The organism is Pseudomonas sp. C9 (assembly GCF_002000165.1).
In the GTDB taxonomy this organism is placed as follows: Bacteria; Pseudomonadota; Gammaproteobacteria; order Pseudomonadales; family Pseudomonadaceae; genus Aquipseudomonas.
The window spans coordinates 2,138,704-2,152,115 of record NZ_MPAK01000001.1 but is presented as its reverse complement, the minus strand read 5'-3'; the positions used below and the strand labels follow the sequence as shown (position 1 = coordinate 2,152,115).

Annotated in this window: 13 protein-coding genes; 7 read left to right on the top strand and 6 right to left on the bottom strand. The window is 60.3% G+C overall.

Annotated features, from left to right (window positions below; genetic code table 11):
* Nucleotides 1-11 precede the first annotated feature (11 nt).
* A complete protein-coding gene (gene garD / locus BMS17_RS10200; RefSeq protein WP_046026845.1) occupies nt 12-1,565 on the top strand; it encodes a galactarate dehydratase in 1,554 nt (517 codons plus the stop codon).
* A 181-nt stretch (nt 1,566-1,746) separates the two neighbouring features.
* Nucleotides 1,747-2,688, top strand: a complete 942-nt coding sequence (locus BMS17_RS10195; RefSeq protein WP_046026844.1) for an AEC family transporter — start codon at nt 1,747-1,749, stop codon at nt 2,686-2,688.
* Nucleotides 2,689-2,818: 130 nt separating this feature from the next.
* Here BMS17_RS10195 and BMS17_RS10190 read toward each other — a convergent pair whose 3' ends face one another.
* The 6 genes from BMS17_RS10190 to gatC all read right to left on the bottom strand — a co-directional run bounded on the left by BMS17_RS10190 (nt 2,819) and on the right by gatC (nt 8,057).
* Complete coding sequence (locus BMS17_RS10190) at nt 2,819-3,199, bottom strand: carboxymuconolactone decarboxylase family protein (RefSeq protein ID WP_046026843.1); 381 nt, start codon at nt 3,197-3,199, stop codon at nt 2,819-2,821.
* Nucleotides 3,196-4,257 carry a calcium/sodium antiporter gene (locus BMS17_RS10185; protein WP_077430877.1) on the bottom strand — a complete coding sequence of 354 codons (1,062 nt, stop codon included), beginning with the start codon at nt 4,255-4,257 and terminating at the stop codon, nt 3,196-3,198. Before BMS17_RS10185 ends, BMS17_RS10190 begins: the two co-directional genes overlap by 4 nt.
* 50 nt (nt 4,258-4,307) lie before the next feature.
* Entirely contained in the window at nt 4,308-4,682 is a 375-nt protein-coding gene (locus BMS17_RS10180; protein WP_046026841.1) for a septal ring lytic transglycosylase RlpA family protein, read from the bottom strand.
* Nucleotides 4,683-4,845: 163 nt separating this feature from the next.
* Nucleotides 4,846-6,291: an Asp-tRNA(Asn)/Glu-tRNA(Gln) amidotransferase subunit GatB gene (gatB, locus tag BMS17_RS10175; RefSeq protein ID WP_046026840.1), complete on the bottom strand. Its 1,446-nt coding sequence runs from the start codon at nt 6,289-6,291 to the stop codon at nt 4,846-4,848.
* Between the two features lie 10 nt (nt 6,292-6,301).
* The gene (gene gatA, locus BMS17_RS10170; protein ID WP_046026839.1) at nt 6,302-7,753 is read right to left on the bottom strand and encodes an Asp-tRNA(Asn)/Glu-tRNA(Gln) amidotransferase subunit GatA; all 1,452 of its coding nucleotides are present in this window, start codon (nt 7,751-7,753) and stop codon (nt 6,302-6,304) included.
* 16 nt (nt 7,754-7,769) lie between these two features.
* Entirely contained in the window at nt 7,770-8,057 is a 288-nt protein-coding gene (gatC, locus tag BMS17_RS10165) for an Asp-tRNA(Asn)/Glu-tRNA(Gln) amidotransferase subunit GatC (RefSeq protein WP_046026838.1), read from the bottom strand.
* Between the two features lie 211 nt (nt 8,058-8,268).
* Between gatC and mreB the strand changes: the two genes are divergently transcribed.
* From mreB to rng, 5 genes are all read left to right on the top strand, one after another.
* Nucleotides 8,269-9,306, top strand: coding sequence for a rod shape-determining protein MreB (gene mreB, locus BMS17_RS10160; RefSeq protein ID WP_002555108.1), 1,038 nt, complete (start codon nt 8,269-8,271; stop codon nt 9,304-9,306).
* Nucleotides 9,307-9,448: 142 nt separating this feature from the next.
* Nucleotides 9,449-10,582, top strand: coding sequence for a rod shape-determining protein MreC (mreC, locus tag BMS17_RS10155; protein ID WP_077430876.1), 1,134 nt, complete (start codon nt 9,449-9,451; stop codon nt 10,580-10,582).
* Complete coding sequence (gene mreD, locus BMS17_RS10150; RefSeq protein WP_046026836.1) at nt 10,582-11,073, top strand: rod shape-determining protein MreD; 492 nt, start codon at nt 10,582-10,584, stop codon at nt 11,071-11,073. Before mreC ends, mreD begins: the two co-directional genes overlap by 1 nt.
* A 202-nt stretch (nt 11,074-11,275) precedes the next feature.
* The gene (locus BMS17_RS10145) at nt 11,276-11,872 is read left to right on the top strand and encodes a nucleoside triphosphate pyrophosphatase (protein ID WP_046026835.1); all 597 of its coding nucleotides are present in this window, start codon (nt 11,276-11,278) and stop codon (nt 11,870-11,872) included.
* A gap of 57 nt (nt 11,873-11,929) precedes the next feature.
* Nucleotides 11,930-13,387 carry a ribonuclease G gene (gene rng / locus BMS17_RS10140; RefSeq protein ID WP_046026834.1) on the top strand — a complete coding sequence of 486 codons (1,458 nt, stop codon included), beginning with the start codon at nt 11,930-11,932 and terminating at the stop codon, nt 13,385-13,387.
* Nucleotides 13,388-13,412 lie beyond the last annotated feature (25 nt).

Here is a 13,412-nt window from a genome sequence, read left to right as displayed (position 1 = left end):
GGAGCGGCGTCATGCAGTTGATTGAACATTCCGACTCGCCGCGCTACATCCGCCTGCACGAGCGGGACAACGTAGTGATCGTGGTCAATGACCAGGGCGTGCCAGCCGGCACCGAGTTTTCCGATGGCCTGGTGACCGTGGACTTCGTGCCACAGAGCCACAAAGTCACGCTGGAAGATATTCCAGAAGGCGGGCAGGTGATTCGTTACGGCCAGACCATTGGCTACGCGTTGCAGCCGATTCCGCGCGGCAGCTGGGTCAAGGAAGATCAACTGCGCATGCCCACCGCGCCACCGCTGGACAGCTTGCCGCTGTCCACCGAAGTGCCCGCTGCGCAGGCACCGCTGGAAGGCTTCACGTTCGAGGGTTATCGCAACGCCGACGGCACCGTCGGCACGCGCAACATTCTTGGTATCACCACGACTGTTCAGTGCGTCACGGGCGTGCTGGACCATGCGGTCAAGCGCATCAAGGACGAGTTGCTGCCCAAGTACCCGAACGTCGATGACGTGGTGGCGCTGACCCACAGTTATGGCTGTGGTGTGGCGATTACGGCGGCGGACGCGTACATCCCGATCCGCACCGTGCGCAACCTGGCGCGCAACCCGAACCTGGGTGGCGAAGCCTTGGTGATCAGCCTGGGCTGCGAGAAATTGCAGGCCGGACAGGTCATGCACGACAACGACAGTTCCGTGGATTTGAGTGAGCCGTGGTTGTATCGCTTGCAGGACTCGAGTCACGGTTTTACCGAGATGATCGAGCAGATCATGGCGCTGGCCGAAACCCGTTTGAAAAAGCTCGATCAGCGTCGCCGGGAAACCGTGCCGGCGTCCGAGCTGATTCTGGGCATGCAGTGCGGTGGCAGCGATGCGTTTTCCGGCATCACCGCCAACCCGGCCTTGGGGTATGCCTCGGACCTGTTGCTGCGTGCCGGTGCGACGGTGATGTTTTCCGAAGTCACTGAAGTGCGCGATGCGATTTACTTGCTGACCTCCCGTGCCGAAACCGAGGAAGTTGCCCAGGAACTGGTGCGGGAAATGGATTGGTACGACCGCTACCTGGCCAAGGGCGAAGCGGATCGCAGCGCCAACACCACACCGGGTAACAAAAAAGGTGGGTTGTCGAACATTGTCGAGAAGTCCCTGGGCTCGATCGTCAAGTCCGGCAGCAGTGCGATCAACGGGGTGCTTGGCCCTGGCGAGCGCTTCAAACGCAAAGGGCTGATCTTCTGCGCGACCCCGGCCAGTGACTTTGTCTGCGGGACGTTGCAGTTGGCAGCGGGGATGAACTTGCATGTGTTCACCACTGGGCGTGGCACGCCGTATGGCTTGGCGATGGCACCGGTGGTGAAGGTCTCGACCCGCACGGAACTGGCGCAACGCTGGCCGGACCTGATCGACATCGATGCCGGGCGGATTGCCACCGGGCGGGCATCGATCGAAGAGCTTGGCTGGGAGTTGTTCCACTACTACCTGGACGTGGCCAGCGGCAAAAAACAGACGTGGGCCGAGCAGCACAAGCTGCATAACGACATCACGTTGTTTAACCCGGCGCCAATCACCTGAGACCGAGTCGCCTGCATCGCGGGCAAGCCTTGCTCCTACGGTTTTATGTCGTTCACGCCATTGCGTACGACGCCGACCTGTAGGAGCACGGCTTGCCCGCGATAGCGGTCTACCAGACGCCGATGCTCTGGGTGGCTTATCATTAGCCCCCTAACGACGCTCACCCAAGGTTATCCCCGGCATGCTGGCAATCTTCCTCGAAACCCTGAACATCACCGCGCCGGTGTTTGCCATGCTGTTTTTGGGGGTGTTGCTCAAGCGCATCAACTGGATCAACGACAACTTCATCCACACCGCGTCGGCCCTGGTGTTCAACGTCACCATGCCGGCGTTGTTGTTTCTGGGCATCCTGCATGCCGACCTGAACGCCGCGTTGCAACCGGCGCTGCTGATCTACTTTTCGATTGCGACCCTGGCAAGTTTCGCCATTGCCTGGGGCTGGGCGATCTGGAAGTGCCCGCGTGAAGACCGGGGGATTTACACCCAGGGCGCCTTTCGCGGCAACAACGGGGTAATCGGCCTGGCACTGGCGGCGAGCATGTACGGCGCTTACGGGATTTCCCTCGGGGCGATTCTCGCGGCGCTGGTGATCCTGTTTTACAACACGCTCTCGACCATTGTGCTGGCAGTCTACAGCCCGGTGATCAAGTCCGATCCGTGGAGCATCTGCAAAAGCGTCATGGTCAATCCGCTTATCATGAGTGTGTTTGCGGCGGCGCCGTTTGCCTATTTCAAGATCGCCTTGCCAGGTTGGCTCGAGACATCCGGGCAGTACCTGGCGCAGACCACGTTGCCACTGGCGTTGATCTGTATTGGCGGCACGTTGTCGCTGGCTGCGTTGCGCAAGAGCGGCAACATTGCGCTCAGCTCCAGCCTGGTGAAGATGATCGGCCTGCCGGTGCTGGCGACCCTTGGGGCCTGGCTCTGGGGCTTTCGTGGGGCGGAGTTGGGGATTCTGTTTTTGTACTTCGGCAGCCCGACCGCGGCCGCCAGTTTTGTCATGGCTCGCCAGGCCGAGGGCAATCATGAACTGGCGGCGGCGATTATTGTGATTACCACGTTGATGGCGGCAATCACGACCAATATCGGGATCTTTTTATTGCAGTGGGGCGGGTGGATTTAGCCCAGGGATTTGTAGTGTTTTATAGGGCCTCATCGCGGGCAAGCCCGCTCCCACAGGGGAATGCATTCCAAACTGTGGGAGCGGGCTTGCCCGCGATGGCGGTAGTCCTGCCGCCGCAAATACCGAAGATTTACTCCGGCTTCTGATAGCTCTCAATCACTTCCTGCGCCGCCCGAAACGCATCAATCGCCGCGGGCGCGCCGGCGTACACCGCGCAATGCAGCAACGTTTCACGAATCTCTTCCACGGTGCAGCCGTTGTTCAGGGCGCCGCGTACGTGGCCTTTCAATTCTTGCGGGCACTTCAGTGCAGTCAGGGCGGCAAGGGTGATCAGGCTGCGGGTTTTCAGCGGCAGGCCTTCGCGATTCCACACACCGCCCCAGGCGTGTTCATTGACGAAATCCTGCAGCGGCTGGGTGAACTCGGTGGCATTGCCCAGTGCGCGGTCGACGAAGGCGTCGCCCATCACTTGGCGGCGGACTTCAACGCCAGATTTTTTATTATCGGTCATGACACATCCCTCTTGTGGTGTTGGCGATGCCAGGCGCGCAGCGACGAGAACAGCAGAAACGCCACGAGCGCCGGCAGAACGAAAAACAGCATCAGGTGTTCAAGCTTGCCGGCCAGTGGCATGCCGGTGGTGAATGACACCACGTGCAGCCCGTAAGCCAGGTACAAAGCCAGGCACAACAAACCTTCGGCCCGGGTTACCCGATAGCCGGTGTAGAACAACGGCAGACAGAACACCGCAACGCCGAGCATCACCGGCAAGTCGAAATCCAGGGCATTGGGTGACACCGACAACGGCGACGGCGCGAACAGCGCTGTCACGCCTAGCACACCCAGAAGGTTGAACAAGTTGCTGCCGATCACGTTGCCCACGGCAATGTCCCGCTGACCGCGCAGGGCGGCGATCAATGAGGTGGCCAACTCCGGCAGGGATGTGCTGATGGCGACGATGGTCAGGCCGATGATTCGTTCCGACAGGCCAAGGTCGGTCGCCACGACAACCGCCGCCCCCAGCAGCAAGTGCCCGGCGTAGATCAACATCGCCAGCCCGGCGACGATCATCAACAGGCTGCTGATCCAGGGCGCGGTGTGACTGTGCGGGTCGCTCGATGGTGGACGGGCCGAGTGCCGGGACTGGCGTAGCAACAGGCCCAGATACAGGGCCAATGCTGCCAGCAGTATCACGCCATCGGTTCGGGTCAGTTCTTCATTCCACGCCAGGACAAACACCAGCAGGCTGGCGCCGATCATCAACGGAATATCCAGGCGCACCAGTTGCCGCGAGACACGCAGCGGAATGATCAGTGCCGAAAGCCCGAGGGTGACGAGGATGTTGAAGATGCTGCTGCCGATCACGCTGCCGACGGCGATGTCGGCATTGTCCGCCAGGGTGGCTTGCAGGCTGATCGCCATCTGCGGCGCACTGCTGCCAAGGGCGACGATGGTCAGGCCGATAATCAGCGGCCGCACGTGCAACCGCGCCGCCAGGCGCACGGCGGCACGCACCATCAGTTCGGCGCCTGCGATCAGTAAAAGCAGGCCACTGAGCAGTTCAATCACACTGATCAGGGGTATATCGGCAAGTCCGAAAATGGTGGGTGCTCCGTCTGTCAGTCGTCGAGGGCTTGCACGCGAACCTTGGCGGTGCCGCTCTTGACCATGCCCAAGCGCTCCGCGGCTGCATGGGACAGGTCGATCAGACGTCCACGGGTATGTGGCCCGCGGTCGTTAATGCGGACCACGCAGGACTTGTCGTTGTTCAGATTGGTGACTTTCACCCGCGTGCCAAAGGGTAGCTGGCGATGGGCGGCGGTCATGGAATTCTTGTCGAAACGCTCGCCACTGGCGGTGCGTTTACCTTGGTGTTTGGCGCCGTAAAAGGACGCCGTGCCGGTCTTGTCGTAGCCGTGTGGATCGACGATATCGTTGCTGGCGCAACCGGCCAGCAGAGAGAGCAGGGCGCAGGCGCCGAGTAGACGCTTCATTTAAAGGTTTCCCGAAACAAATGTGGGAGCGAGCTTGCTCGCGATTGGCATTCTGACAGTCAACATGGTGTTGAGTGCCGGACCGCTATCGTCGGAACGCCGCCCGGAGCAAGCCCGCTCCCACAGGGATTTGAGCCAGGCTTTGAAACTGGCTCCATTGTCATCAGCCTTCGAGCTTGCTTTTGAGCAATTCGTTGACCTGTTGCGGGTTGGCCTTGCCTTTGGAGGCTTTCATGGCCTGGCCGACGAAGAAGCCGAACATCTTGCCGCGTTTGGCTTCGTCTGCCGCGCGGTACTGTTCAACCTGTTCGGCATTGGCGGCGAGCATTTCGTCCAGCACCGCCGAGATCGCGCCAGTGTCGGTCACTTGCTTGAGGCCGCGCTTGTCGATGATCTCGTCCGCGCTGCCTTCGCCGTTCGCCATGGCTTCAAACACCACCTTGGCAATCTTGCCGGAGATGGTGTTGTCCTTGATGCGCAGCAGCATGCCGCCCAGAAGCTCTGCGGACACCGGCGAGTCTTCGATATCCAGGCCTTGCTTGTTGAGCAGGCTGCCCAACTCGACCATCACCCAGTTCGCCGCCAGCTTGGCGTCGCCGCCGATGCTCGCGACTTTCTCGAAGTAATCGGCTTGTTCGCGGCTGGTGGCCAGCACGCTGGCGTCGTAGACCGACAGACCGAATTGCTCCTGGAAACGCTCGCGTTTTTGCGGTGGCAGTTCCGGCAGGGTGGCCCGCACGTCGTCGAGGAACGAGTCTTCGATGACCACTGGCAGCAGGTCCGGATCGGGGAAGTAACGGTAGTCGTTGGCTTCCTCTTTGCTGCGCATCGGACGCGTTTCGTCCTTGTTCGGGTCGTACAGGCGCGTTTGCTGGATCACCTTGCCGCCGTCTTCGATCAGCTCGATCTGGCGCTGCACTTCGCTGTTGATCGCCTTCTCGATGAAACGGAACGAGTTGACGTTTTTGATCTCGCAGCGAGTACCGAACTCAACCTGACCTTTCGGACGGATCGACACGTTGCAGTCGCAGCGCAGCGAGCCTTCGGCCATGTTGCCGTCGCAGATGCCCAGGTAACGTACCAGCGCGTGGATGGTCTTGACGTATGCCACGGCCTCCTTGGCGCTGCGCATGTCCGGCTCGGAAACGATTTCCAGCAGCGGCGTGCCGGCACGGTTCAGGTCGATGCCGGTGGCGCCGTTGAACTCTTCGTGCAGGCTTTTACCGGCGTCTTCTTCCAGGTGGGCACGTGTCACGCCGACACGTTTGATCGTGCCGTCTTCCATGGCGATGTCCAGGTGGCCTTTGCCGACGATCGGCAATTCCATCTGGCTGATCTGGTAGCCCTTCGGCAAGTCCGGGTAGAAATAGTTTTTACGGGCGAACACGTTGTGCTGACCGATCTCGGCGTCAATCGCCAGACCGAACATCACCGCCATGCGCACCGCTTCCTGGTTCAACACCGGCAGCACGCCGGGCATGCCCAGGTCTACAAGGCTGGCCTGGGTGTTCGGCTCGGAACCGAAGGTGGTGGAACTACCGGAAAAGATTTTCGACCGGGTGGTGAGCTGGGTATGAATCTCCAGCCCGATCACGACTTCCCATTGCATGTGTGTCTCCTCAGAAGCCGGTTGGGGTGCGGGTGTGCCAGTCAGTGTTGAGCTGATACTGGTGGGCAACGTTCAACAGGCGACCTTCCTGGAAATACGGCGCGAGCAGTTGCACGCCCACCGGCAGGCCATCGACGAAACCGGCAGGCATGGACAAGCCCGGCAGGCCAGCGAGGTTGGCGGTGATGGTGTAGACGTCTTCCAGGTAAGCAGCGACCGGGTCGCTGTTCTTGGCGCCAAGCTTCCAGGCCGGGTTCGGCGTGGTTGGGCCGAGGATGATGTCGACCTCATTAAAGGCTGCCATGAAGTCGTTCTTGATCAAGCGGCGAATCTTCTGGGCCTTCAGGTAGTAGGCGTCGTAGTAACCGGCCGACAGCGCGTAGGCACCGACCATGATCCGGCGCTGCACTTCCGGGCCAAAACCTTCGCCACGGGAACGCTTGTACAGGTCGATCAGGTCTTTCGGGTGCTCGCAGCGATGGCCGAAACGCACGCCGTCGAAACGCGACAGGTTGGAAGAGGCTTCTGCCGGCGCGATCACGTAATACGCAGGAATCGCGTGCTGCATGTTCGGCAGGCTGATTTCCTTGATCACGGCGCCGAGCTTTTCCAGCTCCTTGACACTGTTGTGGATCAGCTCGGCGATGCGCGGGTCGAGACCGGCGCTGAAATACTCTTTCGGCACGCCGATGCGCAGGCCTTGCAGCGAACCGTTGAGGTTGGCGCTGTAGTCCGGCACGGGTTCATCGATGCTGGTGGAGTCGTTCGGATCGAAGCCGGCCATACCTTGCAACAAAATCGCGCAGTCTTCGGCGGTGCGTGCCATCGGGCCGCCCTGATCGAGGCTGGACGCGTAGGCAATCATGCCCCAGCGCGAAACACGACCGTACGTCGGTTTCAGGCCGGTGAGGTTGGTCAGGGCCGCTGGCTGACGGATCGAGCCGCCGGTATCGGTGCCCGTGGCCGCAGGCAGCAGGCGCGCGGCAACTGCAGCCGCTGAACCGCCGGATGAACCACCCGGAACGTGTTCCAGGTTCCACGGGTTTTTCACCGCGCCGTAGTAGCTCGACTCGTTGGCCGAACCCATGGCGAATTCGTCCATGTTGGTCTTGCCCAGGGTCACGGTCCCGGCAGCGGCCAGTTTGGCGACTACGGTGGCATCGTACGGTGCTTTAAAGTTGTCGAGCATTTTAGAGCCGCAGCTGGTGCGGATGCCCTGGGTGCAGAACAGGTCTTTGTGCGCAATCGGCGCGCCGAGCAGGGCGCCGCTCTCACCATTGGCCCGGCGTGCGTCAGCGGCTTTCGCCTGCTGGAGCGCCAGGTCTTCGGTGAGGCTGATGAAACTGTTGAGCTGAGGATCGAGCAGGGCGATACGCGCCAGCAGGGTTTTGGTCAGCTCTTCGGAAGAAAACTTTTTATCGGCGAGTCCGCGGGCGATCTCGGCCAGAGTCAATTGATGCATTGCAGGCTCTTTCCCTTTAGTCGATGACTTTCGGAACCAGGTACAGGCCGTTTTCGACCGCTGGTGCGATGGACTGATAGGCCTCGCGATGATTGGTCTCGGTCACGACGTCTGCGCGCAGGCGCTGGCTGGCTTCCAGTGGGTGGGCCAGCGGCTCGATACCGTCGGTATTGACCGCCTGCATTTCGTCGACCAGACCCAGAATGCTATTCAGGGCCGAGGTGATTTGTGGAAGATCGGCATCATTGAGGCCCAGGCAGGCCAAATGAGCGATTTTTTCCACGTCGGAGCGTTCAAGCGCCATTGCGATTCTCCAGTGGAAAACAGAACGGACGGCGTCCGTGTGTTAGATTGTCGGAACACTACCGCATTTCTACGGTCATAAGGCCGCGATTGTGGGGGTTGGTGCACAGAAAAGCGGTCAATTTAACATATTGGCGCCTTGCCCAAAATCCCTGTCGTTGTTAGAGTTTGCCGCACTTTTTTACCCACGCGTTGCCTAGGGTCCCTTTCCCATGTTCAAGAAACTGCGTGGCATGTTTTCCAGCGATCTCTCCATTGACCTGGGCACTGCCAACACCCTTATTTACGTGCGCGAGCGCGGTATCGTCCTGAATGAGCCATCGGTTGTGGCTATTCGGACACACGGTAACCAGAAAAGTGTCGTTGCTGTCGGCACCGAGGCGAAGCGCATGCTCGGCCGAACGCCGGGCAACATTGCTGCCATTCGTCCGATGAAGGACGGCGTGATTGCCGACTTCAGCGTCTGCGAAAAGATGCTGCAATACTTTATCAACAAGGTTCACGAAAACAGCTTCCTGCAGCCTAGCCCTCGTGTGCTGATCTGCGTTCCGTGCAAATCGACTCAAGTTGAGCGTCGTGCCATCCGTGAATCGGCCCTTGGTGCCGGTGCTCGTGAAGTGTTCCTGATCGAAGAGCCAATGGCTGCTGCGATTGGTGCCGGCCTGCCGGTTGAAGAAGCACGCGGTTCGATGGTGGTCGATATCGGTGGTGGTACTACCGAAATCGCCCTGATCTCCCTGAACGGTGTGGTTTACGCCGAGTCCGTACGGGTTGGCGGCGACCGCTTCGACGAAGCGATCATTACCTACGTGCGTCGCAACTACGGCAGCCTGATCGGCGAATCCACCGCCGAGCGCATCAAACAGGAAATCGGTACAGCCTACCCGGGCGGCGAAGTTCGCGAAGTCGACGTTCGTGGCCGTAACCTGGCCGAAGGCGTTCCACGCGCATTCACCCTGAACTCCAATGAAGTGCTGGAAGCTCTGCAAGAGTCCCTGGCCACCATCGTTCAGGCTGTGAAAAGCGCACTGGAGCAATCGCCTCCGGAGCTGGCGTCCGATATCGCCGAGCGTGGCCTGGTTCTGACCGGTGGTGGCGCCTTGCTGCGCGACCTCGACAAGTTGCTGGCCCAGGAAACAGGTCTGCCGGTGATCGTCGCCGAAGACCCGCTGACCTGCGTTGCTCGCGGCGGTGGCCGTGCATTGGAAATGATGGATAAACACACCATGGACCTGCTATCCAGCGAGTGATCTCGCCGGTTGCATCTATGCTGTTGGCGCGCAGGCAGCACTTTGCAGTGCTGCCTGTTGGCGTTTATCTTCTGTCAGTCTGCATCCAGGCCGGTTTGATGCCGTATGAATAAAGAGAACATTTGCCTGGGAGGAGCGGCTTATTAAACCGCTTTTCACCAAAGGGCCTTCACTGGGCGTGCGCTTATTGGTGCTGGTCGTGCTATCGGTCGCGCTGATGGTGGTCGATGCCCGCTTCACACTGCTCAAGCCAGTGCGTAGCCAAATGTCGCTGGTGCTGATGCAGTCTTACTGGATCACCGACCTGCCGCAGCGGCTATGGCAGGGTGTGGCCAGCCAATTTGGCAGCCGTACCGAGCTCGTCGCCGAAAACGAAAAACTCAAAAGCGAAAACCTGCTGTTGCAGGGGCGCATGCAAAAGCTTGCCTCCCTGACCGAGCAGAACGTTCGGCTGCGCGAGTTGCTCAATTCTTCCGCGCTGGTCAACGAAAAGGTCGAAGTGGCCGAGTTGATCGGCATGGACCCGAACCCCTTCACCCATCGCATCATCATCAATAAAGGTGAGCGCGACGGGGTGATCCTCGGTCAGCCGGTGCTCGATGCCCGCGGCCTGATGGGGCAGGTGGTCGAATTGATGCCCTACACCTCCCGTGTATTACTGCTGACCGACACCACCCACAGCATTCCGGTGCAGGTGAACCGCAACGGTCTTCGGGCGATTGCCAGCGGCACCGGCAACCCGGAGCGCCTGGAACTGCGTCACGTTGCCGATACTGCAGACATCAAGGAAGGCGACCTGCTGGTCAGCTCCGGCCTCGGTCAGCGGTTCCCGGCTGGTTACCCGGTGGCGACCGTCAAGGAAGTGATTCACGACTCCGGCCAGCCGTTTGCCATTGTTCGCGCCGTGCCGACCGCTGCCTTGAACCGCAGTCGCTACTTGCTGTTGGTGTTCAGCGACGGCCGTACTGCCGAAGAGCGTGCCAACGAAGCGGCCCAGGCTCAGGAAGCACTGGACCAGCATGGTGGCGGGCCGATCATTCCGGCCACCGTACCCAAACCAGTGCCGGCGACCACGGTGGTGCCCGCCGCCAACGCAGCGCCTGCCACGCCTGTCGCGCCGCCAGCTGCACCGGCCGCACCGGCACCGGCGGCAACCCCGGCCAAACCCGCTGCCGCCAAACCGCACGCGCCGCAACCTGCCGCCGCTAAACCGGCCGTGAAGCCTGCCGCCAAACCGCCTGTCCCCGCGCCGGCTTCTACTGGGAGAGAAGAATAATGGTCGGCGTCAAAGCTTCCCGAAATAGCTGGATTGTCTGGCTGACGTTCGCTATCGGCCTGTTGCTCAGTATCTCGCCCCTGCCGCAATTCATGGAAATCCTTCGCCCGCTGTGGCTGGCGTTGCTGCTCGCGTTCTGGGCGCTGACCCTGCCGCAAAAGGTCGGCATGGTCACCGCATGGTGCCTGGGCTTGGCTGAAGACGTGCTTTACGGCACGTTGCTTGGCCAGAATGCGCTGATCCTGACGTTGATCACTTTTCTGGTGTTGTCACTACAACAGCGCTTGCGCATGTTCCCGATGTGGCAACAGAGCCTGGTGATCCTGGTGATCTTCGGCCTCGCGCAGCTGGTTCAGCTGTGGCTGAGCGCCTTGACCGGCAATCGCCAGCCAACCCTGGCGCTGGTGCTGCCGGCACTGGTCAGTGCGTTGCTCTGGCCTTGGGTCAGCTACGGTTTGCGTGGTCTGCGTCGACGCTACAAAATCAATTAATTCGGTCAGGCATTTGCCCGCGCCGGTGCCCTGTCTCGCAAATACGTTCCTTTTTTGGCGAGTGGCTGTTGTTGCCAGACAAGGCGCCGCGCCAAGTCATAGCTCGCTATGGCGAGAAGCGGCAACGCAGTATGGCAACAACAGACGCCGCCAAAAAGGAACAGTATTTGTGAGACAGGGCACTGGACAGGGAGACGTCTTGATGAAAAAGCTATACCTCGCCTCAGGCTCGCCGCGTCGGCGTGAACTGCTCACGCAGATCGGCGTGCCATTCTCCGCCATCAGCGCGGACATCGATGAAACCCCTTTGCCTCAAGAATCCCCGTCGGCCTATGTCGAGCGCCTGGCGCGCGGCAAGGCCGAAGTCGGGTGCGGAACTGTCGTTTCCGACGTCGATTTTTGCGTGCTGGGTGCTGACACCGCCGTGGTGCTGGACGGCAAAATTCTGGGCAAACCGGTGGACGAAGCCGATGCGTGCGCCATGCTTATGCTGTTGGCCGGTCGTGAGCATGAGGTGCTGACCGCCATCGCCGTACTCGACGCCGAGCGCTGCGAGTCGCTGGTGGTGCGCAGTCTGGTGCGGTTTCGCAACTTCAGTCGCGAAGAAGCGGCAGCCTACTGGGCCAGCGGTGAGCCTCGTGACAAGGCGGGTGGCTACGGAATTCAGGGGCTGGGTGCGGTATTTGTTGCCGGGCTCGATGGCAGTTACTCGGCGGTGGTCGGGTTGCCGCTGTGCGAAACCGCGGAACTGCTCGGCCATTTCGGCATACCCTGTTGGCAAACACTTAACGCGCGCTAAGCGTCGTACTGACAAGATGCAGCCACTATCGTGAACATGCCCGAACGAGACCCTGCCATGAGTGAAGAGATTCTGATCAACATCACGCCGATGGAATCGCGCGTGGCGGTGGTCGAAAACGGTGTTCTGCAAGAGGTCCACGTCGAGCGTACGCAAAAGCGCGGGATCGTCGGCAACATCTATAAAGGCAAGGTTGTGCGGGTTCTACCCGGCATGCAGGCAGCGTTCGTCGACATCGGCCTGGACCGTGCCGCGTTCATCCATGCCTCGGAAATCTCCCTGCGTGAAGGCCCGGTGGTCGAGAGCATCAGCGCTCTGGTCCATGAAGGCCAGAGCCTGGTGGTCCAGGTCACCAAGGACCCGATCGGCTCCAAAGGCGCACGCCTGACGACTCAGTTGTCGATTCCATCACGCTATCTGGTGTACATGCCGCGTACCGCCCACGTCGGTATTTCGCTGAAGATCGAAGACGAGGCCGAGCGCGAGCGCCTCAAGCAAGTGGTCACCGATTGCGTGGCCAAAGAAGGCATCAAGGAGGCTGGCGGTTTCATTTTGCGCACCGCCGCCGAAGGGGCGGGCGCCGATGAGATCCTCATGGACATCCGCTACTTGCGCAGGCTCTGGGATCAGATCAACGAGCAGATCAAAACCATCAGTGCGCCGAGTGTGATCTACGAAGACCTCGGCCTGGCGTTGCGGACCTTGCGTGACCTGGTGAGCCCGAAGATCGAGAAGATTCGCATCGACTCCCGGGAAACCTTTCAGAAAACCACGCAGTTCGTCGCCGAACTGATGCCGGAAATCGCTGATCGTCTTGAACACTACCCAGGCGAGCGGCCCATTTTCGACTTGTACGGCGTGGAAGACGAAATCCAGAAAGCCCTGGAGCGCAAAGTCCCGCTCAAGTCCGGCGGTTACCTGGTGGTCGATCCGGCGGAAGCCATGAGCACCATCGACGTCAACACCGGGGCCTTCGTCGGCCATCGCAACCTTGAAGAAACCATCTTCAAGACCAACCTCGAAGCCGCCACCGCGATTGCCCGTCAGCTGCGCCTGCGCAATCTGGGCGGGATCATCATCATCGACTTCATCGACATGGAAGACGAAGAACACCAGCGCCAGGTATTGCGCACGCTTGAGAAACAACTGGAACGCGATCACGCCAAAACCAACATCATCGGCATCACTGAGTTGGGCCTGGTGCAGATGACCCGCAAGCGCACCCGCGAGAGTCTCGAACAGGTACTGTGCGAGCCGTGCAGCAGCTGTCAGGGGCGTGGCAAGCTGAAGACCCCGGAAACGGTCTGCTACGAAATTTTTCGAGAAATTCTTCGCGAGGCTCGCGCCTATCAGGCGGAGGGCTATCGTGTATTGGCGAACCAGAAAGTTGTCGACCGCTTGCTCGACGAAGAGTCAGGTAACGTTGCCGAGCTGGAAGGATTTATCGGACGCACCATTCGATTCCAGGTGGAAACCATGTATTCCCAGGAACAATACGACGTGGTGTTGCTCTGAATCGCGGTGTTCCAACCTTACTAGA

Coding starts and splice junctions, on each gene's coding strand:
- gatB (WP_046026840.1), bottom strand. CDS start 6,291: ATGCAATGGGAAGTCGTGATCGGGCTGGAGATTCATACCCAGCTCACC.
- gatC (WP_046026838.1), bottom strand. CDS start 8,057: ATGGCGCTTGAACGCTCCGACGTGGAAAAAATCGCTCATTTGGCCTGC.
- rng (WP_046026834.1), top strand. CDS start 11,930: ATGAGTGAAGAGATTCTGATCAACATCACGCCGATGGAATCGCGCGTG.
- BMS17_RS10195 (WP_046026844.1), top strand. CDS start 1,747: ATGCTGGCAATCTTCCTCGAAACCCTGAACATCACCGCGCCGGTGTTT.
- mreB (WP_002555108.1), top strand. CDS start 8,269: ATGTTCAAGAAACTGCGTGGCATGTTTTCCAGCGATCTCTCCATTGAC.
- garD (WP_046026845.1), top strand. CDS start 12: ATGCAGTTGATTGAACATTCCGACTCGCCGCGCTACATCCGCCTGCAC.
- mreD (WP_046026836.1), top strand. CDS start 10,582: ATGGTCGGCGTCAAAGCTTCCCGAAATAGCTGGATTGTCTGGCTGACG.
- BMS17_RS10145 (WP_046026835.1), top strand. CDS start 11,276: ATGAAAAAGCTATACCTCGCCTCAGGCTCGCCGCGTCGGCGTGAACTG.
- BMS17_RS10190 (WP_046026843.1), bottom strand. CDS start 3,199: ATGACCGATAATAAAAAATCTGGCGTTGAAGTCCGCCGCCAAGTGATG.
- BMS17_RS10180 (WP_046026841.1), bottom strand. CDS start 4,682: ATGAAGCGTCTACTCGGCGCCTGCGCCCTGCTCTCTCTGCTGGCCGGT.
- gatA (WP_046026839.1), bottom strand. CDS start 7,753: ATGCATCAATTGACTCTGGCCGAGATCGCCCGCGGACTCGCCGATAAA.